Annotated in this window: 24 protein-coding genes; 15 read left to right on the top strand and 9 right to left on the bottom strand. The window is 73.2% G+C overall.

Translation table 11 applies throughout. The annotated features are described in order from the left end of the window. Nucleotides 1–35: 35 nt before the first annotated feature. Entirely contained in the window at nucleotides 36–800 is a 765-nt protein-coding gene (locus tag ACFC51_RS13745) for a maleylpyruvate isomerase family mycothiol-dependent enzyme (RefSeq protein WP_376371149.1), read from the bottom strand. Nucleotides 801–1136: 336 nt separating this feature from the next. On the opposite strand from ACFC51_RS13745, the gene ACFC51_RS13740 reads away from it, so the two are divergent. From ACFC51_RS13740 to ACFC51_RS13710, 7 genes are all read left to right on the top strand, one after another. Next, on the top strand, nucleotides 1137–3551 hold the full coding sequence (locus ACFC51_RS13740) for a GTPase-associated protein 1-related protein (RefSeq protein WP_376528687.1): 2415 nt from the start codon (nucleotides 1137–1139) through the stop codon (nucleotides 3549–3551). Nucleotides 3552–3646: 95 nt separating this feature from the next. After that, nucleotides 3647–4123: a hypothetical protein gene (locus ACFC51_RS13735; RefSeq protein ID WP_376371145.1), complete on the top strand. Its 477-nt coding sequence runs from the start codon at nucleotides 3647–3649 to the stop codon at nucleotides 4121–4123. 56 nt (nucleotides 4124–4179) lie between these two features. Then, nucleotides 4180–4899, top strand: coding sequence for a GntR family transcriptional regulator (locus ACFC51_RS13730; RefSeq protein WP_376371144.1), 720 nt, complete (start codon nucleotides 4180–4182; stop codon nucleotides 4897–4899). Nucleotides 4900–5118: 219 nt separating this feature from the next. Continuing rightward, entirely contained in the window at nucleotides 5119–6420 is a 1302-nt protein-coding gene (locus tag ACFC51_RS13725; RefSeq protein ID WP_376528684.1) for an amidohydrolase family protein, read from the top strand. Nucleotides 6421–6540: 120 nt separating this feature from the next. After that, nucleotides 6541–7881, top strand: a complete 1341-nt coding sequence (locus ACFC51_RS13720) for an amidohydrolase (RefSeq protein ID WP_376528682.1) — start codon at nucleotides 6541–6543, stop codon at nucleotides 7879–7881. Between the two features lie 216 nt (nucleotides 7882–8097). Continuing rightward, nucleotides 8098–8646 (top strand): TetR/AcrR family transcriptional regulator, encoded by a 549-nt coding sequence (locus tag ACFC51_RS13715; RefSeq protein WP_376528679.1) that lies wholly within the window; start codon nucleotides 8098–8100, stop codon nucleotides 8644–8646. A 76-nt stretch (nucleotides 8647–8722) separates the two neighbouring features. Then, entirely contained in the window at nucleotides 8723–10894 is a 2172-nt protein-coding gene (locus tag ACFC51_RS13710) for an MMPL family transporter (RefSeq protein WP_376528677.1), read from the top strand. Between the two features lie 264 nt (nucleotides 10895–11158). Here the strand turns inward: ACFC51_RS13710 and msrB are convergent, their stop codons facing one another. From msrB to ACFC51_RS13690, 4 genes are all read right to left on the bottom strand, one after another. Next, nucleotides 11159–11566 (bottom strand): peptide-methionine (R)-S-oxide reductase MsrB, encoded by a 408-nt coding sequence (msrB, locus tag ACFC51_RS13705; protein WP_376371135.1) that lies wholly within the window; start codon nucleotides 11564–11566, stop codon nucleotides 11159–11161. Nucleotides 11567–11576: 10 nt separating this feature from the next. After that, nucleotides 11577–12971: a UDP-N-acetylmuramate--L-alanine ligase gene (gene murC / locus ACFC51_RS13700; protein ID WP_376371133.1), complete on the bottom strand. Its 1395-nt coding sequence runs from the start codon at nucleotides 12969–12971 to the stop codon at nucleotides 11577–11579. A 45-nt stretch (nucleotides 12972–13016) separates the two neighbouring features. Continuing rightward, the gene (locus ACFC51_RS13695; RefSeq protein WP_376371132.1) at nucleotides 13017–13469 is read right to left on the bottom strand and encodes an indole-3-glycerol phosphate synthase; all 453 of its coding nucleotides are present in this window, start codon (nucleotides 13467–13469) and stop codon (nucleotides 13017–13019) included. Nucleotides 13470–13626: 157 nt separating this feature from the next. Continuing rightward, on the bottom strand, nucleotides 13627–14409 hold the full coding sequence (locus tag ACFC51_RS13690) for a pyrimidine reductase family protein (protein WP_376528675.1): 783 nt from the start codon (nucleotides 14407–14409) through the stop codon (nucleotides 13627–13629). A 59-nt stretch (nucleotides 14410–14468) separates the two neighbouring features. On the opposite strand from ACFC51_RS13690, the gene zapE reads away from it, so the two are divergent. The 4 genes from zapE (at nucleotide 14469) to ACFC51_RS13670 (ending at nucleotide 18570) form a co-directional block, all read left to right on the top strand. Continuing rightward, entirely contained in the window at nucleotides 14469–15563 is a 1095-nt protein-coding gene (gene zapE, locus ACFC51_RS13685) for a cell division protein ZapE (protein WP_376371129.1), read from the top strand. Between the two features lie 83 nt (nucleotides 15564–15646). Beyond that, the gene (locus tag ACFC51_RS13680) at nucleotides 15647–16072 is read left to right on the top strand and encodes an OsmC family protein (protein ID WP_329234308.1); all 426 of its coding nucleotides are present in this window, start codon (nucleotides 15647–15649) and stop codon (nucleotides 16070–16072) included. A 134-nt stretch (nucleotides 16073–16206) separates the two neighbouring features. Continuing rightward, the gene (locus tag ACFC51_RS13675) at nucleotides 16207–17583 is read left to right on the top strand and encodes an alkaline phosphatase PhoX (protein WP_376528673.1); all 1377 of its coding nucleotides are present in this window, start codon (nucleotides 16207–16209) and stop codon (nucleotides 17581–17583) included. A gap of 117 nt (nucleotides 17584–17700) precedes the next feature. Beyond that, on the top strand, nucleotides 17701–18570 hold the full coding sequence (locus ACFC51_RS13670) for a polysaccharide deacetylase family protein (protein ID WP_376528671.1): 870 nt from the start codon (nucleotides 17701–17703) through the stop codon (nucleotides 18568–18570). Nucleotides 18571–18617: 47 nt separating this feature from the next. Here the strand turns inward: ACFC51_RS13670 and ACFC51_RS13665 are convergent, their stop codons facing one another. The 3 genes from ACFC51_RS13665 to ACFC51_RS13655 are packed head-to-tail and all read right to left on the bottom strand — an operon-like array spanning nucleotide 18618 to nucleotide 21161. Then, a complete protein-coding gene (locus ACFC51_RS13665; protein WP_376371125.1) occupies nucleotides 18618–18797 on the bottom strand; it encodes a hypothetical protein in 180 nt (59 codons plus the stop codon). 13 nt (nucleotides 18798–18810) lie between these two features. Continuing rightward, nucleotides 18811–20472 (bottom strand): ATP-binding cassette domain-containing protein, encoded by a 1662-nt coding sequence (locus ACFC51_RS13660; protein WP_376528669.1) that lies wholly within the window; start codon nucleotides 20470–20472, stop codon nucleotides 18811–18813. A gap of 11 nt (nucleotides 20473–20483) precedes the next feature. Further along, nucleotides 20484–21161, bottom strand: coding sequence for an AIM24 family protein (locus tag ACFC51_RS13655; RefSeq protein ID WP_376528667.1), 678 nt, complete (start codon nucleotides 21159–21161; stop codon nucleotides 20484–20486). 74 nt (nucleotides 21162–21235) lie between these two features. On the opposite strand from ACFC51_RS13655, the gene ACFC51_RS13650 reads away from it, so the two are divergent. After that, complete coding sequence (locus tag ACFC51_RS13650) at nucleotides 21236–22000, top strand: peptidyl-tRNA hydrolase (RefSeq protein WP_376528665.1); 765 nt, start codon at nucleotides 21236–21238, stop codon at nucleotides 21998–22000. A 197-nt stretch (nucleotides 22001–22197) separates the two neighbouring features. Beyond that, nucleotides 22198–22950 (top strand): DUF4142 domain-containing protein, encoded by a 753-nt coding sequence (locus ACFC51_RS13645; protein ID WP_376371262.1) that lies wholly within the window; start codon nucleotides 22198–22200, stop codon nucleotides 22948–22950. A 26-nt stretch (nucleotides 22951–22976) separates the two neighbouring features. Here ACFC51_RS13645 and ACFC51_RS13640 read toward each other — a convergent pair whose 3' ends face one another. After that, nucleotides 22977–23738: a helix-turn-helix domain-containing protein gene (locus tag ACFC51_RS13640; protein ID WP_376371259.1), complete on the bottom strand. Its 762-nt coding sequence runs from the start codon at nucleotides 23736–23738 to the stop codon at nucleotides 22977–22979. Nucleotides 23739–23960: 222 nt separating this feature from the next. Between ACFC51_RS13640 and ACFC51_RS13635 the strand changes: the two genes are divergently transcribed. Both ACFC51_RS13635 and ACFC51_RS13630 read left to right on the top strand, forming a co-directional pair. Next, nucleotides 23961–24623, top strand: a complete 663-nt coding sequence (locus ACFC51_RS13635) for a DUF4097 family beta strand repeat-containing protein (RefSeq protein ID WP_376371118.1) — start codon at nucleotides 23961–23963, stop codon at nucleotides 24621–24623. A gap of 27 nt (nucleotides 24624–24650) precedes the next feature. Then, nucleotides 24651–24940: ATP-binding cassette domain-containing protein (locus tag ACFC51_RS13630; protein ID WP_376528663.1), on the top strand; the 290-nt coding region annotated here is incomplete at its 3' end.

Below are 24940 nucleotides of genomic sequence, written 5' to 3'. Positions count from 1 at the left end.
GCCGCATACTGCCGACGGATCAAGGACTCAGGACGTCAGTCCCAGTCCCGCAGCTGCTGGAGCAGCCCGGCATCGCCCTCCGTCCGCACCGCGTCGGCCGGGACGCGCATGTACATCAGCAGGGCCAGCTCGCTCGCCGTGCCGTGGAGGGCGGCGGTGGGCTTGCTGTCGGCGGCCTCCGCCGGGGTGAGGCGGGTGAAGCGGGAGCCGGCGGCGTCCAGCGTCTGGCGCCAGGAGCGGCCCTCCACCGCGTGGTAGTCCATGGTGGCGGGCTCCCTCGGCCACGGAGTCGTGACGGTGCAGACGGTAGCGAGGAACTCCTCGGCAGCGTCGAGCGCCTCGGTCGTCGGCAGCTCCTGCGGGGCGCCGGAGGCCAGCTGGGCGTCGTAGGTGTGGATCATCGACTCCGGGACGCGGCGGCGGGCCACAGCGGCCACCGTGTGCGACGAGGCCAGCGGCTCCCACCAGGCCCAGCAGGCCCGGTCCGGGCCGGCCTCGCGCAGCGCGGCCAGCAGCTGCTCCGTCGAGTCGGCCAGCCAGGCCACCAGGGCCTCGCGCTCCCTGGGCGCCGCCAGCCCGTCCTTGCTCGGCCGCTCGTCGCCCGGCGCGGTGTTCAGCACGATGTGGGCCCAGAAGCGGTCCCCCTCGCTGAGGTGGTTCGCCAGGTCGTACAGCTTCCATCCCGGGCAGGACGGGACGTCGGCGTCGAGGCTCGGGGCGGCGGTTATCGCGGCGCGGAACGCGGCGGACCGCTCGTCGATCATCTGCAGCAGGGTGGGAAAGCCGGGATTCTCAGTCACGCGGGATCTTGTATCACCCGGCCGGATGCCCACGCACCCGATTAAGTCGCTCCCCTGGCGCCTGAGTCCTTGGCCGGCAGCACCGGCTCGGCCGGCTTCGATACGGAACGTCCCATGCACCGATGCACGACGGATCGAGGACCCGGGACACCGGAGCGGCCTCGTGCGGCGCGCGGCCCAACGGGCCGTCAGGGCTTGATAACGTCGCCCGCACGACTGCGGAAAGCTCCCCGCCGGGGTCGTCGCTCCGCCGGCCGGGCCGCACCGACAGGGCGGCGAGCGGCGGCCGGTGCGCGTGACGGGGACGCACGTGGCAGGGACGATGAGGGCCTACGCATGAGCCTCCCGCAGTTGCACTACACCTCCGTCACGTCCGGGGACGGGGAGCCGGCCGGCCGGTTCACCTCCGTCGACCCCGCGATACCCGGGCCGGTGCGCGCGGAGGCCGCACCGCTCCTGGCGTACGAGGCCCCGGAGGGCACCCCCGAGCGGCTGACCGACACCCGGGTCCGCGCCCTGCCCGTGGCGTTCGGTTTCGTCCTGCTCTCCGACGGCAGCCATCTGCTCAGCCGTACGGTGGCGGCGGGCGCGGGCGGGTTCCACGCCCATGCCGTGCACCTGCCGCCCGGTACGCCGATACCCGGCAGGGTGCTCCCGGTCGCCGCATGGGGGGCGGCGGGATGGCTCGCGGCGACGCCCGACCGGGTGCTGCCCGACCCCCTGACCTCGATGTCCACCGCGCAGGACCCGTCCCGAGGGCTCACCCGGGAGAGCCTCGGCGACTTCGCCGTGTCCCGCAGCCCGTGGCTCGCCGCCGTGCTGAGCGACCTGCGCCGGGTGAGCGAGGACCCGTCCGCGCCGCCGGTCGTGCTCGTGGAGCGGCAGAGCGCGGACGTGGCCCGGTGGGTCGCGCTGGCGACCGCCGTACTGCCCCACGAGCACGCCGAACGGCTGACCTTCCTCACGTACACCCGGCACCCCGGACGCACCGCGCACCAGGTCGTCGGCGTGCTGCCCGAGGACGCACCCGATGCCCGCGACCCCCGCTTCCGTGTGCACGCCGCTTCGGGCCCCCGCCCCTCCGGCACGGTGGACGACGCCTGGGCGGGGACCGCCGCCCGGATCTGGCGCAGTCGGGCCCCCGAGCTCTTCCGGGAGGCGGCGGAGCTGCCGGGCGAGCCGTTCGCCGCCGGTCCGCTCGCCGTCACGGCGCTGGGCGCGGGCATCGCGCTCGGGTCCGACGAGCGTGCCGCCGCGGCGAGTTGGGCCGCCGAGCGGCCGTACGCACTGGACGAGAAGGGCATCCGGCAGCTGACCGACGCACTGACGGCACCCGCGGACGACCGTACGGCCGGGGAGTGCGCGGCGGCGCTGCGGCTGTTGACGGCACTCGACGGCCGCAGCCCCGCCGCCGTCACCGCTCCGCTCGCCGCGCTGCTGGTGACCCAGGCGGTGCGGGGCGGCGACGTGGCCCTGGAGCCGCCCGCCCGTTCGGCGTTCGAGGAGCCCGCGGGGGAACGCGCGCTCGCCGGGCTGGTCGAGGAGCTGGGTGACGAGCTGCTGGCCGAACTGGCCGCCGGGGTGCCCAGGGGCGTCGCACGGACCGTGCAGCTGCTGCGGATCGTGCGGCTGCTCGGGGTCGACTGCGCGGAGCTGCTCCCCGAGGTCGTGGCCCGGCTGGCCCGCGCGCTGCTCGACGACCCCGGGGCGGGGGCCTGCCGGGCCCTGCTGGACCTGATGGACGAGCAGTTCGACGTCCGTACGGCGCTGCTGGGTGAGCTGGACCGGCTGGCACCGGACCACCCCGGGGACACGGAGCGGCTGCTGACCCGGGTGGCGCTGCCCTTCACCGGGACGCAGGCCCTGCCGCATCTGCGGATGTGCGCCGAGGCTCCCGGCGCGAAGACGCGGGGCGGCGACCGGGTGGGGGTCCTGCACACGGTGCTGCGCGCGGCGGGCATGTCCCCGTTCGCGGAGCCGTTGGTCCTGAGGACCGCGGCGGGACTGGTGTGGGGCGAGGACACCCCGACGGCGGCCGAGGCCCGCTCGCTGCTGGGCGAGACCACGTCGGACGCCCACCGCACGGCGGGCACCTGGCAGACCCTGGTCGACGCGGCGCTCGCCGCGCCCCAGGACGACGAGGACGCCCCCGAGCTCGCCCACGACCTGCTGCGCGGCTTCCCCCAGGAGATCGGGGCCCGGGTACGGGCCTGCCTGATGCTGCTGGACTTCGCGCGGGACATGCGCGCGGGGACGGCGGAGCCCGGCTGGGCGGACAACGCCCGGACGTTGCGGTCCCGGGCCGAACCGGTGGAGCCCCTGGCGCTGGAGCACGCCTACGGCGCCCTCGCCGAACGGCTCCTCTCCCCGGACCGTCCGGAGGCGGAGCTGTACGCCTTCGTGCACACCGGCGACGAGGACCTGATCGAGGCCTACGGCAGGGCGGCCCGCCGCGAGGCGGTGGTGGCCCTGCTGCGTGAGGACCCCGCTTACGTGGCGGACTGCTTCACCGTGTGGAACGCCCACCCTCACGCGGGCACCGCCTGGACCCGGACCCGGACCGCCCTGCTGGAGGAGGTGCTGCGTCCCGCCGTGCGCAGCCTGTCCCCCGAGGAGCTGGCGTCGGCGGAGGGTGCGGTGGAGCGCGGGGGGAGCCCGCGCACGGTGGAGGCGTTCCGCGCGTGGAACCGGCCGTCCCGCTCCATCGGACGCCTGGGCCGGCGCATCGTGGGGCGGGTGCGCAGGGGGTGACGAGGTCGCCGGGGGCGCCGCACGGCAGGTACCGTGGGAGGTTGTGATCCCGTGTGCCTCCTGGTGGGCTGCGTGACACCCCAGGAGGCGACGGCATGACGACGAACCGCGGACGCAAGGACGTGATCCGGGACCGGATGGCCGCGACCGGTGAGTCGTACAACGTCGCCGCGCGGAACCTGAAGGCGATGAAGGACATGGGCGCGACCCGTGACGCCCTGCTCGTCCAGCGGTGGCGCCCCGCGGAGTCGCTGGACGTGCCGTGCCCGTGCGGCGGGACGTGCGAGCCGGGCGAGAAGTGCGACCACTGCCATGCACGGCACCTGCACGTGAAGCGTTATCCGGGAAGCGTCACGGACGTCGAGGTCTGGGCGGACCGCTACGAGTGCATGGGCTGCTCCTCCTCGTACACGCTGACCGTCCGCCTGGCGGGCCGCCCGTGGGGTGTGGCCGAGACGGTGGTGCGGGGCGGCTCGGCCGAGGAGGTCGTGCGGGCCCGGGTGTTCCCCGGGGTGGCCCACCCGCTGTTGCGGGCCGAGGCGACCGCGGAGTCCGGGTCCGACGAGGACTGACTGCTCTACTCTTCGCCCGGGGCAGGCCCGGCGAGGGACGGATGAAGGCGGACCAGGTGGCGGATGGCAGCGGGACCGGACCGGCGGCCCGCGAGGGCGGTTCACGCACTCCTGCGACGGCCGGCGCCGCCTCACTGAGCGCGAGGGCCCGTGAAGCCGTCCTCCAGCGCATCGTCGACCGGCGCTACGCGCAGGGTGCCCGCCTCGTCGAGCGGGAGGTCGCCGAGGAGCTGAGCATGTCCCGGGTGCCCGTGCGCGAGGCATTGCGGGCGCTGGTCACCGAAGGTCTCCTCGAACTGCTCCCCCACAGCGGTGTCCGGGTGCGCCGCCTCGAGTACGACGACGTCGACCACCTCTACGAGGTCTGGGAGCCCCTGGCCGTCCAGGCGTCGCGGCTCGCGGCGCGGGCTGTCGCGCGGGCCGTGGCGGCGGGCGGAACCGGGGAACTGGCCGTCCTGGAAACCGCCCTCCGGCAGGCCGAGTCGGCCGCGGCGTCGGACGAGGGCCCACGCGAGGTGGCCGCCCACACAGCTTTCCACGAGGGGGTCGTGGCCCTGGCGGGCAATCCGCTGCTCGCCCGCACGATGGAACAGCTCAGCTGGCAGCTCCAGCTGCTGTTCGGCATGCGCGAGGAGCCCGCGCACATGCGGGCCCAGCACGCGGAGATGTACCGGCACATCTCCGCGGGCGACGCGGAGGCCGCCGCGGCCTGCACGCTGCTGCACGTGCGCGACAGCAGGGCCGTCGCCCTGCGCTCGCTGTTCGGAGACGGCTGACCGGTTCCCGGCCGCCGGGGAGTCCGGCCGCCGGGGGCCGGGCAGTCCGACCACCGGGGACGTTTGTATACCAAGACCGGGAAGGCGCATCCACCACCGAACGGCGCATTGACCTGCTGTTGCACATTTCCGCAGTTGGCAGACATGATCCTTGCCCGTCGCCACATCCTTGGTATACAAACTGGGAAGCCATCGGCCCACTCCCCCCAAGGAGCCCTCATGTGCGTCGAAGCCATCCCCCCGCCCTCCGGCAGGCTGACCCGCCGCGGTGTGCTCGCCGGTGCGGCCGCCCTCGCCGGCACCGTGGCGGCAGCCTCCCCTGCGGCCGCCGCCCCCGTCGGCCGTGACGCGGCGTCGCCCACCGGGCGGACCGCCTCCGGCGGCCCGGCTCACGGCGGCACCCTGGTGATCGAGGGCGGCACCCTGCTCGACCCGGCCACCGGCGACGTCACGGAGAACGCCGTCGTCGTCATCGAGGACGGGACCGTGCGCGCGGCCGGTCCGCGCGGCGGCGTCACCGTCCCCCGGGGTGCCGAGACCCTCGACGCGCACGGCCGCTGGGTCCTGCCCGGCCTGATCGACGCGCACATCCACCTGAGCACCGCCGCCGAGGCCCGCGACGCCGTGCGCCAAGGCGCGACCAGCGCGCGCAGCGGGTCGACCTCCTTCTACCAGGACATCGCCGTCCGCGAGCTGGCCCGGCACAGCCCCGGCCTCGCTCCCCGGCTGACCGCCGCGGGCATCTTCGTCACCCCGGACCTCGGGGAGACCGTGCTCGCCGACCCCGACCTCACCCCGCTCGCCCGCCTCGCGGACGGTGTCCGTTCGGCGGAGGCCCTGCGCCGCGTGGTGGAGGTCAACGTCGCCCGCGGTGCCGACGTCATCAAGACGCGCGTCAACGAGCGTGCCGGCCTGCCCGAGCAGGATCCGCTCACCCAGGTGTACTCGCACGAGCAGCTCTCCGAGATCGTCGGCGCGGCACGGCGGCGGGGCAAGGGCGTCCTCTGCCACAGCTACAGCGAGCGCGGCTGCCACGACGCGGTCACCGCCGGCATCCGCTCCCTGGAGCACGGCGTGTTCGTCGGCGAACGGACCCTGGGCGAGATGCGCCGCAGGGGCACGTACTTCACGCCCACCCTCACGGCCATCGCGGGCCTTGCCGACTCCGCCGACCCGGTCCTCGCCGAGCGGGGACGCACCTATCTCCCCGTACTGAAGCGGGCGGTGCTGGCCGCGCACGAGCTCGGCGTCCCGCTCGCCGCCGGCACCGACTCGTCCGGTGGCACGGTGCGCCCGATCGGCCGGGAGGTGGAGCTGATGCGCGCGGCCGGGCTGTCCGCGCTGGACGCGATCCGTACCGCCACGACCGGCGCGGCCCGGCTGCTCGGACTGGAGCGCACGGCGGGCCGCCTGGCGCGCGGTTTCGCCGGCGACGCGATCCTCGTGGACGGCGATCCGCTCGCCGACCTCACGCTCCTCACGCGGCCGGTGCGGGTGGTCCGGGCGGGTCTCGCGCTCTGACGGCCCGGCAGGTGCCCCACCGGCGGGGGCCTCCGGCCGGATGCCCCCGCCGCCACAGCCCGCCGCACCCCGGCCCTCTCCCCACCCCTTCGCCACGCCGACCCCGAAGCAGGAGTGCCCATGCAGCCGTCCTCACCCGCCTCCGGTACGTTCTCCCGCCGCACGGTGCTCGCCGGTGCCGCCGCACTGGCCGGCACCGCGGCCACGACGACCGCCGCGGCCGCCGCTCCTGCCGGCGCGTCCAGCGCCCAGGGAGGCGCCACCGGGGCCGTCGTCTTCCGCGACGTCCGTCCGCTCGGCCAGGAACCCACCGACCTCGTCGTGGTCGACGGCCGCGTCTCACGCGGCCCGGCACCCCGGGGCGCGAAGGTCGTCGACGGCGGCGGGCGCATCGCCCTGCCGTCCCTCGTGGACGCACACATCCACCCCGACAAGACGACCTGGGGCGGATCCTGGGTGTCGCGTCGCCCGGCGAACGGGATCGCCGACTACGTGGAACAGGACGTGGAGCTGTTCCACCGGCAGAGCCGTCCCGTCGCGGAGCGCGCGTACGGTCTGATGACCCATGCCGTCTCCCGCGGGACACGGGCGATGCGGGCCCACGCCGACGTGGCCCCGGCCTACGACCTGGCCGGGGTGGAGGGCCTCGCGGAGGCCCGGCGTCGGCTGCGCCACGCCCTGGACGTCCAGATCGTGGCCTTCCCGCAGCACGGTGTGATCCGCACCCCGGGCACGGTGGAGCTGCTGGAGGAAGCAGCGCGCAGCGGGGCCGTCGACATGATCGGCGGCATCGATCCCGGCGGCTTCGACCAGGCCCCGGAGGAGCAGCTCGACGCCGTCTTCGGCATCGCCGACCGCCACGGCATCGGCCTGGACATCCATCTGCACGACCGCGGGGCGAAGGGGATCGACGCGCTGCGCGGCATCATCGACCGCACACGCGCCCTGTCGCTGGCCGGCAATGTCACGGTCAGCCATGTCTTCTGCCTGACCGGCCTGACGGACGGCGAACTCGGGCCCCTCGCCGCCGATCTGGGCGATCTGGACATCGCGCTCACCACGGTGGCGCCGTCCGACTCCCTGGTGCTGCCGATCGCCCGGCTGCGCGAACACGGGGTGCGGGTGGGCCTCGGCTCCGACGGCGTCCGCGACTCCTGGAGCCCCTTCGGCAACGCCGACATGCTGCACCGGGCGCACCTGCTCGGGTGGGTCACGGACGTGCGGCTCGACGACGAGCTGACGGAGTGCTACCGCGTCGCCGCCCACGGAGGCGCGGACGTCATGGGCCTCGACCACGCGGACCTCGCGCCCGGAGCCCCGGCCGACTTCGTCCTGGTGAAGGGCGCATGCCTGCCCCAGGTCATCGTGGACATGCCCCAGCGGGACCTGGTGGTGCACGGCGGAGCCGTCGTCGCGCGGGACGGAGAGTACCTCGGCCGGGACAGGCCGACGGAGAGGTGACGCACCGCCGGTGACGGCACCGGCCGCGGATCTCCGGACCCGGGGACGAGTTCACGGATGGCCCTCCAGCACCGCTGGGGGGCCATCTCCCGTGCTCCCGCCCACCCGCGGTCACGCCGAACCGTTCTCCCGCCCACCCGAGGACGTGGCCCGCGTCACAGAAGACGGCCTGACCGATCGGTCAGGCCTGACCGATCGGTCAGCTACGGTGGGCCCATGCCACGTCCGCCCTCCGCGATGCGCCGTCAGATCCTCGACGCCGCACTGCGCCTCTTCGCCGAGCACGGCTTCAAGGGCGCCTCGCTGCACGACATCGCGGTGGAGGCGCGCTGCTCCAAGGCGTCCCTGCTGTACCACTTCGCCGGCAAGGACGCGATCCTCACCGAACTGCTGACCCCGCCGGCCGAGAGCCTCTCCGCCATGCGGGAGGAGCTGGGTGCGCTGACGGGTGATCAGGCCGCCGAGTCCGCCGTGGCGGTCTACGTCGGCCTGGCGATGCGCTTCCAGCTGGAAATCAAGATCATCTTTGCCGAGCTGCCCGACATGCTCGGCCACCCGGTCCTCGCCGTCATCCCTCAGGCCGTCGACGAGCTCGCGGACGCGCTGGCCGGCCGCTCCCGGGATCCGGGGGCCCGCGTCATGGCCCAGATGGTGATCGGCGGCGTGGCTGTCACGGTCGCCGCCGCTGTGGACGTCGCCCCGGACACGATGCGCGCCGAACTGGTCCGGGGAGCCCTGAGAACCCTCGGCCGCCCCACCCGCTGATTCCCGTCGACCCTTGTCGACTCCGCCGACTCCCGCTGACAGAAGCCCAGTACGAAGAGAAAGACGCCTCCTTCGCATGGCAATACTGCTGTACCGGCTCGGCCGGCTGTCCTTCCGCCGCCGAGGGCGCGTCGTCGCCCTCTGGCTCCTGCTGCTCGCCCTGCTCGGAGGGGGTGCGGCGGCCTTCAGCGGCCCCACCACCAGCAAGTTCTCGATCCCCGGAACCGAGTCGCAGAAGGCCCTGGACTCGCTCTCGCGGGAATTCCCGCAGGCGGGCGGGGCCACCGGGACCATAGTCGTGGCCGCGCCCGAGGGCGGGAAGCTCACGCCCGGCGCCGTGGCCCCCGTGACCCAGGAGGCCGCGAAGGTCCCCGGAGTCCTCGCCGCCGTCGACCCGTTCGCGTCCAAGGCCGTCTCGCGCGACGGCCGCTACGCCCTGGTCCAGGTTCAGTTCACATCGGGCGTCGACGGCATCACCGACGCACAGCGCGAGGCGTTCTCGGAGGCCGGCGCGTCCGTCCCGGATCTGCGCGTCGAACACGGTGGCGAGATCATGCGGGGCGTCCCGGAGATCGGCTCGACCGAGGTCATCGGTGTGGCGGTCGCCGCCCTCGTCCTCGTCCTCACCTTCGGCTCGCTGGTCGCGGCGGGCATGACCCTGCTGAACGCGCTGGTCGGCGTCGGGGCCGGCATGGCGGGGCTGTTCGCCCTCAGCAGCGTCGTGGAGCTGACCAGCACCGCCCCCATCCTGGCGCTCATGCTGGGCCTGGCCGTCGGGATCGACTACTCCCTGTTCATCACCTCCCGCTACCGCCACTACCTCACGGACGGCATGGACGGCGAGGAAGCGGCCGGCCGCGCGGTCGGGACCGCCGGTTCGGCCGTCGTCTTCGCGGGCGCCACGGTCGTCATCGCGCTGGCGGGGCTCGCCGTCGCCGGAGTGCCCTTCCTGACGGTCATGGGTCTGGCGGCCGCGGCCACGGTCGCCCTCGCGGTCCTCGTGTCCCTCACCCTGCTGCCCGCCGTCCTCGGCTTCGCCGGGGCCCGTGTCCTGCCCCGGAAGCAGCGGACGCGGGAACCGGCCGCCGCCTCCGCGCGCGTCGAGGCCGAGTCGGGCCTCGGCTTCCGCTGGGGCCGGATCGTGGCACGGCTGCGCGTCCCCGTCCTCGTCCTCGGGGTGGCCGGCCTCGGTGCTCTCGCCCTGCCCGTGCAGGACATGCGCCTGGCCCTTCCCGACGCGAGCACCGAAGCGGTCGGATCCCCCAACCGTGAGGCCTACGACCTGACCACCGAGGGCTTCGGCGAGGGCTTCAACGGCCGGCTGATCGCCGTCGTGTCCGCCGGCACCCCGCAGGCCACCGGTACGGCGGTCGAGAAGACGGCCGCGCTGATCACGAAGACCCCCGGGGTACTGGCCGTCGCTCCGCCGCAGACGAACGAGAACGGCACCACGGCCCTGCTGGCCGTGATCCCCGAGACCGGCCCCACGGACGCCGCGACCGAGGACACCGTCAACGAGATCCGTGACCGCGTGGAGAGCGTCTCCGGCGCCTCCGTCGCGCTGACCGGTGCCACTGCGGTCGGCATCGACGTCTCCGAGAAGCTGGCCGGCGCGCTGCCGGTCTACCTCCTGCTGGTGGTCGGGCTGTCGGTCCTGCTGCTGATGCTCGTCTTCCGGTCGGTCCTGGTCCCCCTCAAGGCGGCGCTGGGCTTCCTGCTGACGATCGGCGCCACGTTCGGCATCACCGTCGCCATCTTCCAGGAGGGCCACCTGGCCGGCCTCGTCGGCCTCGACACCCCCGGACCGCTGGTCAGCTTCCTGCCCATCCTGCTCATCGGGATCCTCTTCGGGCTGGCCATGGACTACGAGGTCTTCCTCGTCTCGCGCATGCGGGAGGACTTCGTGCACGGCGCCGACGCCCGGGAGTCCGTCGTCAGCGGTGTCGGCCACAACGGGCGCGTGGTCACAGCTGCGGCGGTGATCATGACCGCCGTCTTCGGCGGGTTCGTGTTCATGCCCGACCCGATCATCAAGTCCATCGGGTTCGCCCTGGCGGTCGGCGTGCTCGTCGACGCCTTCGTCGTCCGCATGGCCCTCGTGCCCGCGGTCATGCACCTGCTGGGACGCGCCGCCTGGTGGCTGCCCGGCCCGGTCGACCGGGTCCTGCCCGACCTCGACATCGAGGGTGAGCGGCTGAACCGGGAGATCCCCGTGCAGCGGGAGCCGGCGGATCTCGTGAAGGCGTGAGCGCCCTGCTGACCGAAGCGTGAGCGCCGGGTCGAAGCGTGAGCGCCTTGGCCGAGGCGTGAGCCCCGTGTCCCCGGCCGCCCGCTGGGGACACGGCCGGCCGCCGGGTCATCGAGGCCCACCGGGGCCGTCGACGCCCGACGGGACATCGACGGCCAACGGGTCATCGACGGCCCCGGCACGACGGAACGCCCGTCGGGAGGCATCCTCCCGACGGGCGTTCCGTCTGTCGTGCGGCCGGTCCCCGGCTGCGGGACCGCCGGCTCAGCTCTCGTCCGGCGCCAGGGTCAGCGAGATCGAGTTGATGCAGTACCGCTGGTCCGTGGGCGTGGGGTAGCCCTCACCCTCGAAGACGTGCCCCAGGTGCGACCCGCAGCGGGCGCAGCGCACCTCGGTGCGCGTCATGCCCATGCTGGTGTCCTGGATCAGCTCGACCGCGTCGCTGTCCTTCGGGTCGTAGAAGGACGGCCAGCCGCAGTGCGACTCGAATTTGGTGTCGGAGCGGAACAGCTCCGCCCCGCAGGCACGGCAGGAGTAGACCCCCGCCGTCTTGGTGTCGGTGTACTCACCGACGAACGCGGGCTCGGTGCCGGCCTTGCGCAGCACCGCGTACTCGGCGGGGGACAGCTCCGCCCGCCATTGCTCGTCCGGCTTCTCGACGTCGTACGACACGGTGGCTCCCTCAGCTCGACAGGTGGTCCAGGATCTGCGGGCCGAGGTCGGTGACATCGCCCGCTCCCATGGTGAGAACCAGATCACCGGGCTTCGCCATTCCCGCGACGGCGGCGGGGACCGCGGCCTTGTCGTGGACGGCCGTGACCTCGGCGCCCGCGGCCTTCGCGGCGTCGATGATCAGCTCGCTGGTGACACCCGGGACCGGGTCCTCGCGGGCCGGGTAGATGTCCAGGACCAGGGAGGCGTCGGCGAGGGCGAGGGCCTGGCCCATCTCCGTGCCGAGCTCCTGGGTGCGGGAGAAGAGGTGGGGCTGGAAGACCACCAGGAGGCGGGAACCGGTCGCCGCGCCGCGCATGGCCTCCAGGTCGGCGGTCATCTCCGTGGGGTGGTGCGCGTAGGAGTCGATGACCTGGACGCCGGCCGCCTCGCCCTTGAGCTGGAGGCGGCGCTTGACCCCGGTGTACGCGCCGAGGGCGGAGGCCAGGTTGTGCGCGGGGAGGCCGAGGGCGACACCGGCGGCGAGGGCGGCCACCGCGTTGTGCGCGTAGTGGCGGCCGGGCACGGAGACCGTGAAGGTGAGGTACTTGCCGTTGAGCACGACCGTGACCTCGCTGGTCAGGCCGCGCGGCGTGACCTTGTGGACCCGCACGTCGGCACCCTCGGACTCACCGTAGGTGACGACGTTGAGGGAGGTGAGGCCGCGGACCCGGCGGGTCAGCTCGACCGCTCCGGGCTGGTCGGCGGCGACGACCAGGGTCCCGCCGGGGACGACCTTGCCGACGAAGGTCTCGAAGGACTCGTAGATCTCGTCCATCGACGCGTAGTTCGCGTGGTGGTCGAGCTCCACGTTGAGGACGATCGCGACCTCGGGGACGTACTTCTGGAAGCTCCGGTCGCTCTCGTCGGCCTCGGCGACGAAGATGTCGCCGCCGCCGTGCGCGGCGTTGGTGCCGGGGCCCTCCAGGTCGCCGCCGATGGCGTACGAGGGGTCGAGGGCCAGCTCGGACAGGGCGACGGCGAGCATCGACGTGGTGGTGGTCTTGCCGTGCGTGCCGGCGACGGCGATGGCGCGGAGGCCCTCCATCAGGGAAGCCAGGGCGTCGGAGCGGTGCACGACCGGGATGCCGAGCTCGGCGGCACGGACCAGCTCGGGGTTGTCGGCGCGGATGGCGCTGGAGACGACCACCGAGGTCGCGTCCTCGGCCAGGTGGCCGGCGGCGTGCCCGATGTGGACGGTCGCTCCCAGCCCGCGCAGGGCGTCGGCGGTGGCGGACTCCTTGGCGTCGCTGCCCGCCACCTTCGCGCCGCGCTGGGCGAGGATCTTCGCGATGCCCGACATTCCGGCGCCGCCGATGCCGATGAAGTGCGGCCGTTCCAGGGCGGCAGGAATACCGGGTGCCATACGTGTCTCTCCCGAGGTGTGACGTGGTGCTGGGTCCGCCCCAGCCTATTCGCTGTGCGCGAAGAGCTTGAGCACCGGTACGCCGACCTTGTGGCGGGCCCTGGAGGCCCAGTCGCGGTGGAAGAACTCCTCGACGTAGTGCGGCGCCGTCAGCACGATGACCTCGTCGGCCCCGGAGTCGTCGACCACCGTCTTCAGCTTGTCCAGCGGATGGTCCTCGATCACCTGCCCGACGGCCTCCGCACCCGCCTCGCGCAGTTCCCTGAGCGAGTACTCCAGCGCCATCTCGGCGGGCTCCCTGGCCTCCTTGCCCTCGGGCCGGTCACCTTCGCGTACGGCCTCTCTGAGCTCGCCGATCGCCACGTCGTCGATCGCGCGCAGCAGGACGTCGGCCTGGTCGCTACGGGGCTGCATCAGTACGACGAACGAGATCTGCTCCTCGCCGTGGAGGGTGGTGACGAAGTCCACGTCCTCGGAAGTGAGGGGCTTCTCGATCATCAAAACGCTTGTGAACACGACAGGCGCCCTTCCGCTTCGTCTCGTCGGCCGCGGGGCGGCCGCTGTTGCTGAAACCATCCTTCCCCGCAATTGCAGGGGGTAGCAGGACCTAGTCTGCCCAGCCGAAGCCAACCGGAACGAGTTATTCCGCTAAGTGTCAGATCTTCCCGTACCGGCTGAAGAGGAATCCGTCCTCCTCCAGCAGCGAGAGAAGGGAGAATCGTTCCGGCACGGCGACCCCGGGCCCGCCCGCGATGCGCTGGGCGTCCCCGGCGACGAGCAGCGGGGACAGGGTCAGGCAGAGCTCGTCCAGCACCCCGCCCGCGACGAACTGACCGAGCAGGCGCGGCCCGCCCTCGGTGAGGAGCCGGCGGAAGCCGCGCCCGCCCAGCACCTCCACCGCGCGCGCCGGGTCGACCGCGGCACCGTCCCCCGCGAAGAGCACCTCGGCCCCCGCGTCCCGGGCCGCGCGGACCCGGTCCGAGGGGGCGGCCGCCCCGGTGACCACCAGCGTCCGGACCGGCGGCGAGGCGAAGAGCGGGAGAGAGAAGTCCAGGTCCAGGCTCGCGCTGACGACCGCGACGGCCGGTGCGGGTCCCTGCCCCGCCGCCGCGCGCCGGGCGGCGAAGGCCTCGCGGACCCGAGGAGGCCGGTAGCCCTCCAGACGCACCGTCTCGGCACCGACGACGATCGCGTCGGCCAGACCGCGCAGGGTGCCGAAGACCCGCATGTCGGCGGCGGAGGAGATGCCCTGGGAGCGGCCGTCGTGGTGCGCAGCGCCGTCCAGCGTGGAGACCATGTTCCCCCGGAGCAGGGGGCGCCCCTCCCCCGGGGGATAGGCGTAGGCGTCGGCCAGTTCGGCGAGGGTCCACTCGCGGCCGGTGGTGTCCGCGGACCCGGAGGTGGCTGTCGGGTCCGTCACAGGGAGCAGGCGTCGCATGGTCCGCAGTCTGGCACGGCGCCGAGGGCCTTCCGGGAGAGGCCTTAAGGTGGAGAGTTGTGTCGTCCTCCACAGCCGTGCCTGGGCAGAGTCCCATAGCCGAACCGTCCCCGCAGTCCCTGTGCGCCCTCGAACCGCGCGTCCCCGCCGACCGGCTGGTCGCGGAGATGGTGCCGCCGCCGCGCTTCGACTCGGTGCGCTTCGATACGTACGTACCCGATCCGAACCAGCCGAGCCAGACCGAGGCGATCGACGTCCTCAGCTCCTTCGCCGCGGGGCTCGGCGGCGCGCACGCGACGGGATCCGGCAAGCGCAAGTGGTTCGGGAGGAAGCAGCCGGCCGCGCCAGCCGGCCCGCGCGGTGTCTATCTCGACGGCGGGTACGGGGTCGGCAAGACCCACCTGCTGGCGTCCCTCTGGCACGCCACCCCGGCCGACAGCTCGCTCAAGGCCTTCGGCACCTTCGTGGAGCTGACGAACCTCGTCGGCGCACTCGGCTTCCAGCAGACCGTGCAGACCCTGAGCGGGCACCGGCTGCTCTGCATCGACGAGTTCGAACTGGACGACCCGGGCGACACCGTCCTGGTGTCGTCGCTGCTCAGCCGGCTCGTCGAGGCCGGCGTCGCGCTGGCCGCCACCTCGAACACGCTGCCCGGCAAGCTCGGGGAGGGCCGGTTCGCCGCGGCCGACTTCCTCCGCGAGATCCAGGGTCTGTCCTCGCACTTCCGGCCGCTGCGGATCGACGGCGAGGACTACCGCCACCGGGGGCTGCCCGAGGCGCCGCCGCCGTACTCCGACGACCAGGTGACCAAGGCTGCGTACGCGACCCCGGGCGCCTCCCTCGACGACTTCCCGTCCCTGCTCGACCATCTCGCCCGGGTCCACCCGAGCCGGTACGGCGCGCTGACGGACGGCATCACGGCGGTCTGCCTCACCGATGTGCGGCCCGTGCCCGACCAGTCGACCGCGCTGCGTCTGGTGGTGCTCGCGGACCGGCTGTACGACCGTGAGGTGCCGGTGCTCGCCTCCGGCCTCGCCTTCGACCGGCTGTTCAGCGAAGAGATGCTGAACGGCGGGTACCGCAAGAAGTACTTCCGGGCCATCTCGCGGCTGACGGCTCTGGCGCGTGACGCAAAGGGACTGGTGGCGCAGTAGGTTCGGGTGTTGAAGGACGTGCGGGTGCCTCAGGGCGCCGCGTACGTCCCGATGACCGCGCACACTGTTTGAAGGGATCCAGCATGGCTACCACGCGTCAGGCGCACACGGTCTGGGAAGGCAACCTGCTCGAGGGCAAGGGTGTCGTCACCTTCGACTCCTCCGGCGTCGGGGAGTTCCCGGTCTCCTGGCCGTCCCGTGCGGAGAAGGCGAACGGGAAGACCAGCCCGGAGGAGCTCATCGCGGCCGCGCACTCCAGCTGCTTCTCCATGGCGCTCTCCAACGGGCTGGCCACGGCGGGCACCCCGCCCACCCAGCTGAACACCCAGGCCGAGGTCACCTTCCAGCCCGGCACCGGCATCACCGGTATCCACCTCACCGTGGAGGGTGTCGTCCCGGGGCTGGACGAGGCGGGCTTCGTGAAGGCCGCCGAGGACGCCAAGGCGAACTGCCCGGTCAGCCAGGCGCTGACGGGCACCACCATCACGCTCAGCGCCTCGCTGGCCTGATACCCCACCGTCCCCGGGGCCTCCGGCGCCCCGGGGACACAAGGGGCACCACGGTGCGCATGGTTCCCGCGCGCCACGACGCGTGGTACACACATGCAGGTCACTTCACCTGTCCGCCAACAGGGAGTTGCCTCATGTCATCCGCACCTCGACGACTCGCAACACGACGACAGGTCCTGGCCGGCAGCGCCGCGACCGCCGCCTCGGTCGCTTTCACCGGGGCCTTCACCGAACTCTTCGCCGGCACCGCCGACGCCCGGGGCCACAGCGGCTACGGCCCCCTCCTGCCGGACCCGGACGGCCTGCTCGACCTGCCGAAAGGTTTCCGCTACCGGGTGCTCTCCCGGGAGGGCGACCCGCTCCGCTCCGGCGAGGGCCGGGTCCCCAGCAACCACGACGGCATGGCCGCCTTCGCCGGCCGCCACGGCCGGGTCCATCTCGTACGCAACCACGAGAACCGCGTCACCGGGAAGATCGCTGTGCCGACGGTCGAGGGCCTCACCTACGACCCCATGGGCAAGGGCGGCTGCACGTCCCTCGAACTCGACGGGCGCGGCGCGGTGCGCGGCGAGCGCGTCGCCATCGCGGGGACGGCCGTCAACTGCGCGGGGGGCCGCACCCCTTGGAACACCTGGCTGACCTGTGAGGAGACCGAGGACAAGGCCGGCACCAACGGCTACACCAAGGACCACGGCTTCATCTTCGAGGTGGACGGCGCCGATCCGCACCGCACCGGTGCCGTACCCCTGACCGCCATGGGGCGCTTCCAGCACGAGGCCGTCGCCGTCGACCCGGGGAACGGGATCGTCTACGAGACGGAGGACGCGTTCGAGAAGCCGTTCGGGCTCTTCTACCGCTTCCTCCCCGAGAAGCCGCTCGGCGGGACGGGGTCGCTGCGGGCCGGCGGGGCACTCGAGGCCATGCGGGTGCCCGGCGTACCCGACCTCTCCGCCGTCCAGGAGACCGGCGCGGCCTTCGACCGGATCGAGTGGGTCCCCGTACCGGACCCGCAGGCCGCCGCCACGCCGATCCGGCTCCAGGACTTCGGGCCGAAGGGCATCACGCACGCCCAGAAGCTGGAGGGCTGCTACTGGGGCGGCTCCTCGGTGTACTTCGTCTCCAGCTTCGCGCACAGCGCGGAGGGGTCGGCGGCCGACCACTTCGGCCAGGTGTGGCGGTACGAGCCGAAGAGGCGCCGGCTCACCCTGGTGGTCGTCTTCGGCCCGGACACCGACATCCAGCTGCCGGGCGAGTCGCCGGACAACATCTGTCTCGCCACCGGGGGCGGGCTGATGGTCTGTGAGGACGGGGGCGGCGCGCAGCACGTCCTCGGGGTGACGCGGCGCGGCGAGGTCTACGCGATGGCGCGGGGGCGGCAGAACATCGGGACCCCCGAGGAGCCGGAGTGGGGCGAGTTCGCCGGTGTCACGTTCTCACCGGACGGCGCCACGATGTACGTGAACTGCTACACGCCGGGGACCACCTTCGCAGTGACGGGCCCCTGGCGCTGACGCCGGTGCGCGCAGCCGGGTGATCAGGCGCTCCGGCCACCGGCAGGCCGGAGCGCCGCGCCCACCACCGGGGGAGCCGTCAGCTAACGTCCCCCGATGATCACATCCGTTCGTACGATGATCGTACTGATTGTGGTGAGTGGGGTGCTCGCCGGTTGCGCCGGCCCGGAGGGCACCCGCGCCAGGACCGCCGCGCTTCCGACGGCCTCCCGGGAGCCGGTGAAGACCGGCACCTCCCCCTCACCGGCGCCGGAGAGCGGGCCGCGCGCGCCGGCCCGGGGGCCCGGCGGCCTGACCCCGGTCTTCGAACGGCGGGCGGACGCCTCCGGCTCACGACGCACGGCGGGCGGGTCCGGCAAGGTCGTGGCGCTGACCTTCGACGCGGACATGACCGCCGACCAAGGCTCCCGCGCGGCCGGGGGCGAGCACTTCGACAACCCCGCCCTGATCGCTTCGCTGCGCCGGCTGAAGGTGCCGTCGACGGTCTTCATGACCGGCAGATGGGCGCAGGAGTACCCGGCCCAGGCCCGCTCCATCGGAAACGACCCGCTCTTCGAGATCGCCAACCACTCGTTCAGCCACTACGCGTTCTCCGCCCCCTGCTACGGGCTGCCGACCGTCGCGGAGGCGGAGATGCGGGGCGACGTGGAGCGGGCCTTCACCGCGATCCGCGGGACGGGGGCGCGCCATGTCGTGCCGTACTTCCGCTTCCCCGGCGGCTGCTACGACGACGCGGCGCTCAAGGCGCTGGCCGCGACAGGGGTGACCGCGGTGCAGTGGGACGTGGTCAGCGGGGACGCCTTCGCCACGGACGCGGACGCGGTGGCCGAGCAGGTGCTGGACGGGGTGAGGCCGGGATCGCTGGTGGTCATGCACTGCACCAGGAGCGCGGCGCCCGTCACCGACGACGCCGTACGCCGGATCGTCCCGGAGCTGCGCGAGCGCGGCTACCGCTTCGTCAAGGTCTCCGAGCTGATGCACGGCTGAGCGCGCCCGCCGCCGGGAACCGCGCCGGGCGGTCCGCCCGGCGGTCGTCAGCCGGAGCAGGCGTTGCGCCCGGCCTCCTGCCAGGCGCAGACCGGGCAGAGGGTGCTGCCCTTCACCGACTCCGGGTACTCGGTCGGCCTCCGGCACAGCACGCACTCGGCATACGGGGGCCCCGCGTCCGCGGGAGCGGGGGCCGGGCCGGGTGTCTCGCAGTACGCGTCGTCCATGCCCCGAGCGTACTCACCCGCGCACTGCCGCCCTGCGGGACGTGAGCACGGCCGCCGCCGCTGCGGCGGCCGCGGCCCCGGCAGCCGGCATCAGCGGCACGTGGACCGTGCCGGTCAGCGAACCGGAGACCAGTCCCGACACCGCGGCCCGGGCCGGTGAGCCCTCGGCCACGAGGGCGAGCAGCGAGCCGAGCAGCATCGCGGCGAGCGACCAGCCGCGGCGGTGCACGACCGGCCGGGCGCAGAGCGCCCCGACCGCCGTCCCCAGCAGGGCGCAGCACACGGCGGCGAGCGCTCCGGCCAGTGCGGCGGGCAGGAGCGGCACGGCGACGGTGTGGCCGGTGCCGGCCGGTTCGCTGATCAGGAGCACGATCCCGGTGCCCACACCGCCCAGCACGGACGCACCGGCGAAACCGGTCGACAGCGCGGCCAGGTGGGACCGTGCCGGCCCGACGGCGGCAGCGGTGACGGCACGGGCGGCCGGCGGCTCCTGGGTGACGCAGAGCCGCGTGAGCCAGGCGGCCACGGGGAGCAGGACCGCGGCGGCGTATCCGAGCGAGTCGAGCAGGGGCTGCCCCGCTCGCACGCCGATGCCGAGGACGGCGGCGTACAGGAGGACAGGAGCGAGCCAGCGTTGCGAACGCGCCAGGAGCGCGGCCTGATAGCGCATCACCGCGGCCTGACCCCTCACCGCCGGACCGGACGCCCGTGCCCGGCGCGTCGCGGTGCCCCGGGCGGGGAAGGGTGTGCCGTCCCGGGCAGGGGCCAAGGTGCCCTCGACGGCGGGCGCCCGGCCCCGCACCGGGCCGGCGGGCGCACGGTGCGGCACCGTGTCGGGTACGGGGGACGGGACCGCGGCCGGGAGGCGGGAGAGCCCGGTGATGTGCCACGGCGGGCGGGCCGTGATCAGGGCGTGGAGCACGGCGTCCGAGTGTGCCGCGGTGGTCGTGAGCCGGACCGCGGCCGGGTTCCCGGCGTCCCGTTCCACCTCCGGCGCGCCCGGCAGTCCCGGTGGGAGGGCGGCGGGCGCCCCGCACGTGGCCCCGATGCGGACGTACGGTCCCGGATCGGCGGGCCGGCCGGTCACCGGGGTGAGGGTGCGGCCCTCCAGGCGGTACACGACGCCGGCCGGTCCGGCGAGCCGTCGCGGATCGTGGTCGACGAACACGACGGTGGCGCCGTCGGCGATCCGCTCGGCGACGGCCTCGTGCAGTGCGCCGCGGGCCGCGGCGTCCAGTCCGGTCCATGCCTCGTCGAGGACGAGGAGCTCCGGCTCGGCCAGGAGGGCCTGGGCGACGGCGACCTTCTGGGCGGTCCCCTTGGAGAGTTCCCAGAGGGGCGTGGCGGCGTGTTCGGCGGCTCCGAAACGCGTCAGCCACCCCTGGGCCCGTGCGGCGGCCCGGTCGGTGGGCAGGCCGTGGACGCGGCCCATGTGGACGAGGTATCCGGCAGCGGTGAACGGCAGCGCCGGCGGGAAGCGCTCCGGGACGTACGCCGTGCGCGGCCGCCCCGTGACGTGCCCCTCGGCCGGTGCGTCGATACCGGCGAGCAGCCGCAGCAAGGTCGACTTCCCGGCGCCGTTGGCACCCTCGATCCTGACCAGGGTGTGCGGGGGCAGGTCGAGGTCGAGCCCGCGCAGCACCCAGGGACCGCGCGGGCCGTAGCGGCGGCCCACTCCTCGGAGGATCAATGGGCCGAGGGCTTCTCCGGCTTGAGCTCACTGGGACGTACGATCACGAACCCCTCGCCCTGGAGCATCAGCTGGACGGCCTCACCGGAGCCGCCGCGCACCATCGAGCCGACGCTCTGCGAGCGGTGCAGGGAGGTGGAGAGCTGGGCGCTCCAGCCGACGACCGCGTCCGTGTCGACGTACACCGGCTGCTGCGCGGTCACCGGGATCACGATGGGGTGGCCGTCGCAGATCAGGCCCAGTTTCCCGTATCCGCTGAAGACGCTGTTGAAGAGGCCGCCGCCGGTCATCCCGGCGCCCTTCACGGTCTTTATCTCGTACGAGAGGCTCGCGTCGAAGCAGAGGACGTTGCGGCCGTTGATCGTCAGGACGTCGCCCTGCTCCATCTCCACGATGAAGCAGTTGGCCGCCTCGTGGGCGAACCACGCCTCGCCCTGGCCCGTGACGGCCATGAGTGCCAGCCCCTCGCCGGTCACGGCGCGCTTGAGCATGCCGCCGATGCCCTGGCCCTTGCGCTCGAACCGGAGACTGCCGCGGAAAGCGATCATCGATCCCTGGCGTGCGTGCATCTCACCGTTGACGGCGTACTTGATGGATTTGGCGTTCTGCAGCGTCATGCCCGGGGCCGTGGCCTGCTGCGCCATGTGCTCGCTGGAAAAGAGGTCGCTCTTCATGCCGTGCATCCTCACCCGGAGCCCTTCGTTCCGCCAAGAACGGGGTACCGGAGGGGCCTGGCAGACTTGGGCGGGTGAGCAGCGACAGCATTCCTGAGACCCTCCCCGCAGCGCCGGAGGCCCCCGCCGGCAGTCCGTTCCGCACGGAGCCGACGGCCCGTGACGAGGCCCCGCAGTTCGTCCTCCCGCTGGTGGTGCGCATCGAGAAGACGGATCCTCCCGCGCGCAACGACGCCCTGGTGACCGCCGCCCGCGCGGTGCTCACGATCCTCTCGGACCCCCGCTCGCTCGGCGAGGAGGGGTCCGGGACGGAGGGCGAGTGGGCGCAGGTGATCCGTGACTGGCAGGACGCCCGCATCCGCAAGGTGGTGCGCAGGGCCCGCGGCGCGGAGTGGCGCAAGGCGTGCACCCTGCCCGGGATCACGGTCACGGGGGTGCACGCCGAGGTGCGGGTGTTCCCGCCGGTGCCCCTGGACGGTTGGCCCAAGGAGCTGGCCAAGCTCCAGGTGTCGGGCACCGACCTGGACGACCCCGAGGCCCCGGCGGCACCCGATCCCGCCGGTCCGGTGCTGTGGACGAACCCGGACGTCGCCATGTCGGCGGGCAAGGCGATGGCACAGGCCGGGCACGGCGCCCAGCTCGCCTGGTGGGAACTGTCGGACACGGAGCGCAAGGCCTGGCGCGAGGCGGGCTTCCCGCTCTCCGTCGCCACCCCGGACGCCGCCCGCTGGCGTGGACTCGCGGCGAGCGGACTGCCGGTGGTGCGGGACGCAGGCTTCACCGAGGTCGCCCCGGGGTCCTGCACGGTGGTCGCCGACCACCCTGCGCTGCGCCGCTGACGCGACGGGCGCGCCCCCCGCTCCGGGGCCGGAGAACACCGGAGCGGGGGCGCCCGACGCACCTGGGTTGAACATCCCTGCGCCGAGATACGTATCTCCCCGTACCGCCGCATCGGCATTACCGCCAAGTAGGTTGCACGACAATTCAGTTGGCGGTTGATTCGACGCTGTCACGTACCGGCCCTGGAGACATCTTGCTGCGACGCATCAACGGAACGGCCCTCATCATCGCCGCCCTGGTCGCCACACTCGGCGCCCTCGCCTTCCCGGTGTGGTCGTACGCCGACCGCTCCGGCACCGGCGAGGCCAATCTGAACGCGTCCAGCGTCGCCACCCAGTGGGGCCCGCTCTCCGCGACCGACCGCGACTTCCTGGTCAAGGTGCGCCTCGCCGGGCTGTGGGAGCTCCCGGCGGGGCAGCAGGCCATCGAGCGGGCCCCGAGCGAGGCGGTGCGGCTCGCCGGCGACCATCTGGTGGTCGGCCACACCGACCTGGACCGGCGGGCCCGCGACGTGGCGTCCAAGCTCGGCGTGGAGCTCCCCAACCAGCCGACCGAACAGCAGCAGGGCTGGCTCCAGGAGCTCACCGCCGCGAGCGGCGAGGAGTACCAGCTCAAGTTCGCCAACCTCCTGCGCGCCGCACACGGCAAGGTGTTCGCGCTGGTCGCGCAGGTGCGGCACACCACGCGCAACTCGCTGATCCGGCAACTGGCCTCGGACGCCAACCAGACCGTGCTCGACCACATCACCATGCTGGAGCGCACCGGCTTCGTGGACTTCGACGGTCTGGCCCGCGACGCGGCCGGCTCCTCCACCGCCAGCCCCTCTGGGCCGCCCGCGCCGTCCGGAGGCGGCATCCCGCAGGTTCCCGTGCCGGTGACGCCGAGCGGCGACCAGTCGTTCACGTCCCGTCCGGTCCCGCCGACGATGGCCCCGCTGCCTCAGCCGTGAGCCGGTCCGGACCGGGCCGCCGCCCCTCACCGTTCGCGGTCGAGGGGCGGCGGCCCGGCGCCGTCCGGAGCCGGTCCAGCGTTCGGGTAGAGGATGTCGCGGGCCTGTTCCGCCGCCCGGGCGAGGCTCTCGGAGACGAAGTCGAGGAAGCGGGCCACGCTCTCCAGACGGACGGCCGCCGGGGTGCCGGGGCCGAGGACGCCGACGCCCTGCCGTGAGACCTCGACCTGCTGGGTGAGGGCGCGGACACTGGCGACCATCGACTGGTACCAGAGGTTCTCGTCGATGACGTAGCGCTCCCGGCGGCGTTCGTCGCGTTCCCTGCGGACGAGGGCCTGCCCCTCCAGGAAGGCGATCGCCTTGGAGACGGACGCCGGGCTGACCTGAAGGCGCTGGACGAGTTCGGCCGCGGTCATGCTGCCGGAATCGGTGGTGAGGAGGCAGACCATCACCCGCGCCATCATCTTGTTGGACAGGCCCGACTGCATCATGACGGCCGTGAACTGCTCCTCGTACGCGGCCAGGGCCACGGGATCGCGCCCGTGCGGCAGGGCGGCCGGCTCGGCGCCCCGGGGGGCGGCGGGCTTGCGCCGCTGGACCCGGCGCTCGGTGGCCCGGTGGGCCAGGTCCGCGCGGTAGCCGGTGGGGCCGCCGTTGCGCATCACCTCGCGCGTGATCGTCGAGGTGGGACGCTCCAGGCGCCGGGCGATCTCCGCGTAGGGCAGGTCGTCGGTCAGACCGAGTGCGATCTGCTGACGGTCCTTCTGGGTGAGCCTGCCTCCCGGCATCGTGCCCTCCTCCGTGTCGTCCGATACCGCGAGAATAGCGTTCACATTCAGCCCATTGCAACAATCCCTGCGACCTGCGTTGCATTCCTTTCACGATTGCCGCAACGAAAACACGGCAACTACCTGCCAGAACAGCGAATTGACGCAAGAAGCATGTTGCCCGACCTCTGAACGCAACGTAGCTTTTCCAGTGTTCGAAACAACGACCGCAAGGAGAGCACGATGCAGAAGTTCGACACCCCCGACCCGATCACCGCCACCCTGGACATCCCCGCCGGACGCGTCCAGATCATCGCCGCGGACCGCACGGACACCGTGGTCGAGGTCCGGCCCACCAACGCTTCCAGGAGCCGCGACGTGAAGACGGCGGAGCAGACCACGGCCGACTACGCCGACGGAGTCCTGCGGATCTCGGTCCCCGTGAAGAACGAGCACCTGGGTCCCTCCGGATCCGTCGAGGTGACGGTGCAACTGCCCGCCGGCTCCGGCATCGAGGCGAAGGCGGCGAGCACCGAGTTCCGGGCCGTCGGCCGCCTGGGCGACATCGCATTCGACGGCGCGTACCACCAGATCAAGATCGACGAGGCAGCGAGCATCCGCCTGACCGCGATCGACGGCGACGTCGAGGTCGGCCGGCTCGGCGGCCCCGCGGAGATCAGCACCACGAGGGGGGACATCCGGATCGCCGAGGCCGGTGGCGGCAGGGTCGTCCTCAGCACCCAGAAGGGCGACATCTCCGTCACCGCCGCCACCGGCGTCTCGGCCGCCCTGGACGCCGGCACCACCTACGGCCGGATCAGCAACGAGCTCAGGAACGACGGCACCACCGCCCTCGACATCCGCGCGACCACCGCCCAGGGCGACATCACCGCCCGCAGCCTCTGACCCGCAGCACCGGAAGGAGCACCCCTCATGACCAGCTTGGCCATCGCGGCGAACGGGCTGCGGAAGTCCTACGGCGACAAGACAGTCCTCGACGGCATCGACCTCGCCGTCCCCGAAGGAACCGTCTTCGCCCTGCTCGGCCCGAACGGTGCGGGCAAGACCACCGCCGTCAAGATCCTCTCCACCCTCATCGGCGCCGACGCCGGTGACCTGCACGTCGGTGGTCATGACGTGGTCACGGAACCGCAGGCGGTGCGGGGGGTGATCGGGGTGACGGGTCAGTTCTCGGCGGTGGACGGGCTGATCACGGGTGAGGA

The sequence above is a fragment of the Streptomyces sp. NPDC055962 genome (assembly GCF_042270185.1).
In the GTDB taxonomy this organism is placed as follows: domain Bacteria; phylum Actinomycetota; class Actinomycetes; order Streptomycetales; family Streptomycetaceae; genus Streptomyces.
The sequence above is the reverse complement of the archived record's forward strand: the minus strand, read 5'-3'. Positions and strand labels throughout refer to the sequence as shown.

Excerpts from the sequence above, each read along its gene's own strand:
- ACFC51_RS13715 (WP_376528679.1), top strand. The coding sequence starts at position 8,098 with ATGCCACGTCCGCCCTCCGCGATGCGCCGTCAGATCCTCGACGCCGCA.
- ACFC51_RS13640 (WP_376371259.1), bottom strand. The coding sequence starts at position 23,738 with ATGCCGGGAGGCAGGCTCACCCAGAAGGACCGTCAGCAGATCGCACTC.
- ACFC51_RS13665 (WP_376371125.1), bottom strand. The coding sequence starts at position 18,797 with ATGGACGACGCGTACTGCGAGACACCCGGCCCGGCCCCCGCTCCCGCG.
- murC (WP_376371133.1), bottom strand. The coding sequence starts at position 12,971 with ATGGCACCCGGTATTCCTGCCGCCCTGGAACGGCCGCACTTCATCGGC.
- ACFC51_RS13710 (WP_376528677.1), top strand. The coding sequence starts at position 8,723 with ATGGCAATACTGCTGTACCGGCTCGGCCGGCTGTCCTTCCGCCGCCGA.
- ACFC51_RS13690 (WP_376528675.1), bottom strand. The coding sequence starts at position 14,409 with ATGCGACGCCTGCTCCCTGTGACGGACCCGACAGCCACCTCCGGGTCC.
- ACFC51_RS13725 (WP_376528684.1), top strand. The coding sequence starts at position 5,119 with ATGTGCGTCGAAGCCATCCCCCCGCCCTCCGGCAGGCTGACCCGCCGC.
- ACFC51_RS13735 (WP_376371145.1), top strand. The coding sequence starts at position 3,647 with ATGACGACGAACCGCGGACGCAAGGACGTGATCCGGGACCGGATGGCC.
- ACFC51_RS13680 (WP_329234308.1), top strand. The coding sequence starts at position 15,647 with ATGGCTACCACGCGTCAGGCGCACACGGTCTGGGAAGGCAACCTGCTC.
- ACFC51_RS13695 (WP_376371132.1), bottom strand. The coding sequence starts at position 13,469 with ATGATCGAGAAGCCCCTCACTTCCGAGGACGTGGACTTCGTCACCACC.
- ACFC51_RS13635 (WP_376371118.1), top strand. The coding sequence starts at position 23,961 with ATGCAGAAGTTCGACACCCCCGACCCGATCACCGCCACCCTGGACATC.
- ACFC51_RS13720 (WP_376528682.1), top strand. The coding sequence starts at position 6,541 with ATGCAGCCGTCCTCACCCGCCTCCGGTACGTTCTCCCGCCGCACGGTG.
- ACFC51_RS13740 (WP_376528687.1), top strand. The coding sequence starts at position 1,137 with ATGAGCCTCCCGCAGTTGCACTACACCTCCGTCACGTCCGGGGACGGG.
- ACFC51_RS13655 (WP_376528667.1), bottom strand. The coding sequence starts at position 21,161 with ATGAAGAGCGACCTCTTTTCCAGCGAGCACATGGCGCAGCAGGCCACG.
- ACFC51_RS13675 (WP_376528673.1), top strand. The coding sequence starts at position 16,207 with ATGTCATCCGCACCTCGACGACTCGCAACACGACGACAGGTCCTGGCC.
- ACFC51_RS13670 (WP_376528671.1), top strand. The coding sequence starts at position 17,701 with ATGATCGTACTGATTGTGGTGAGTGGGGTGCTCGCCGGTTGCGCCGGC.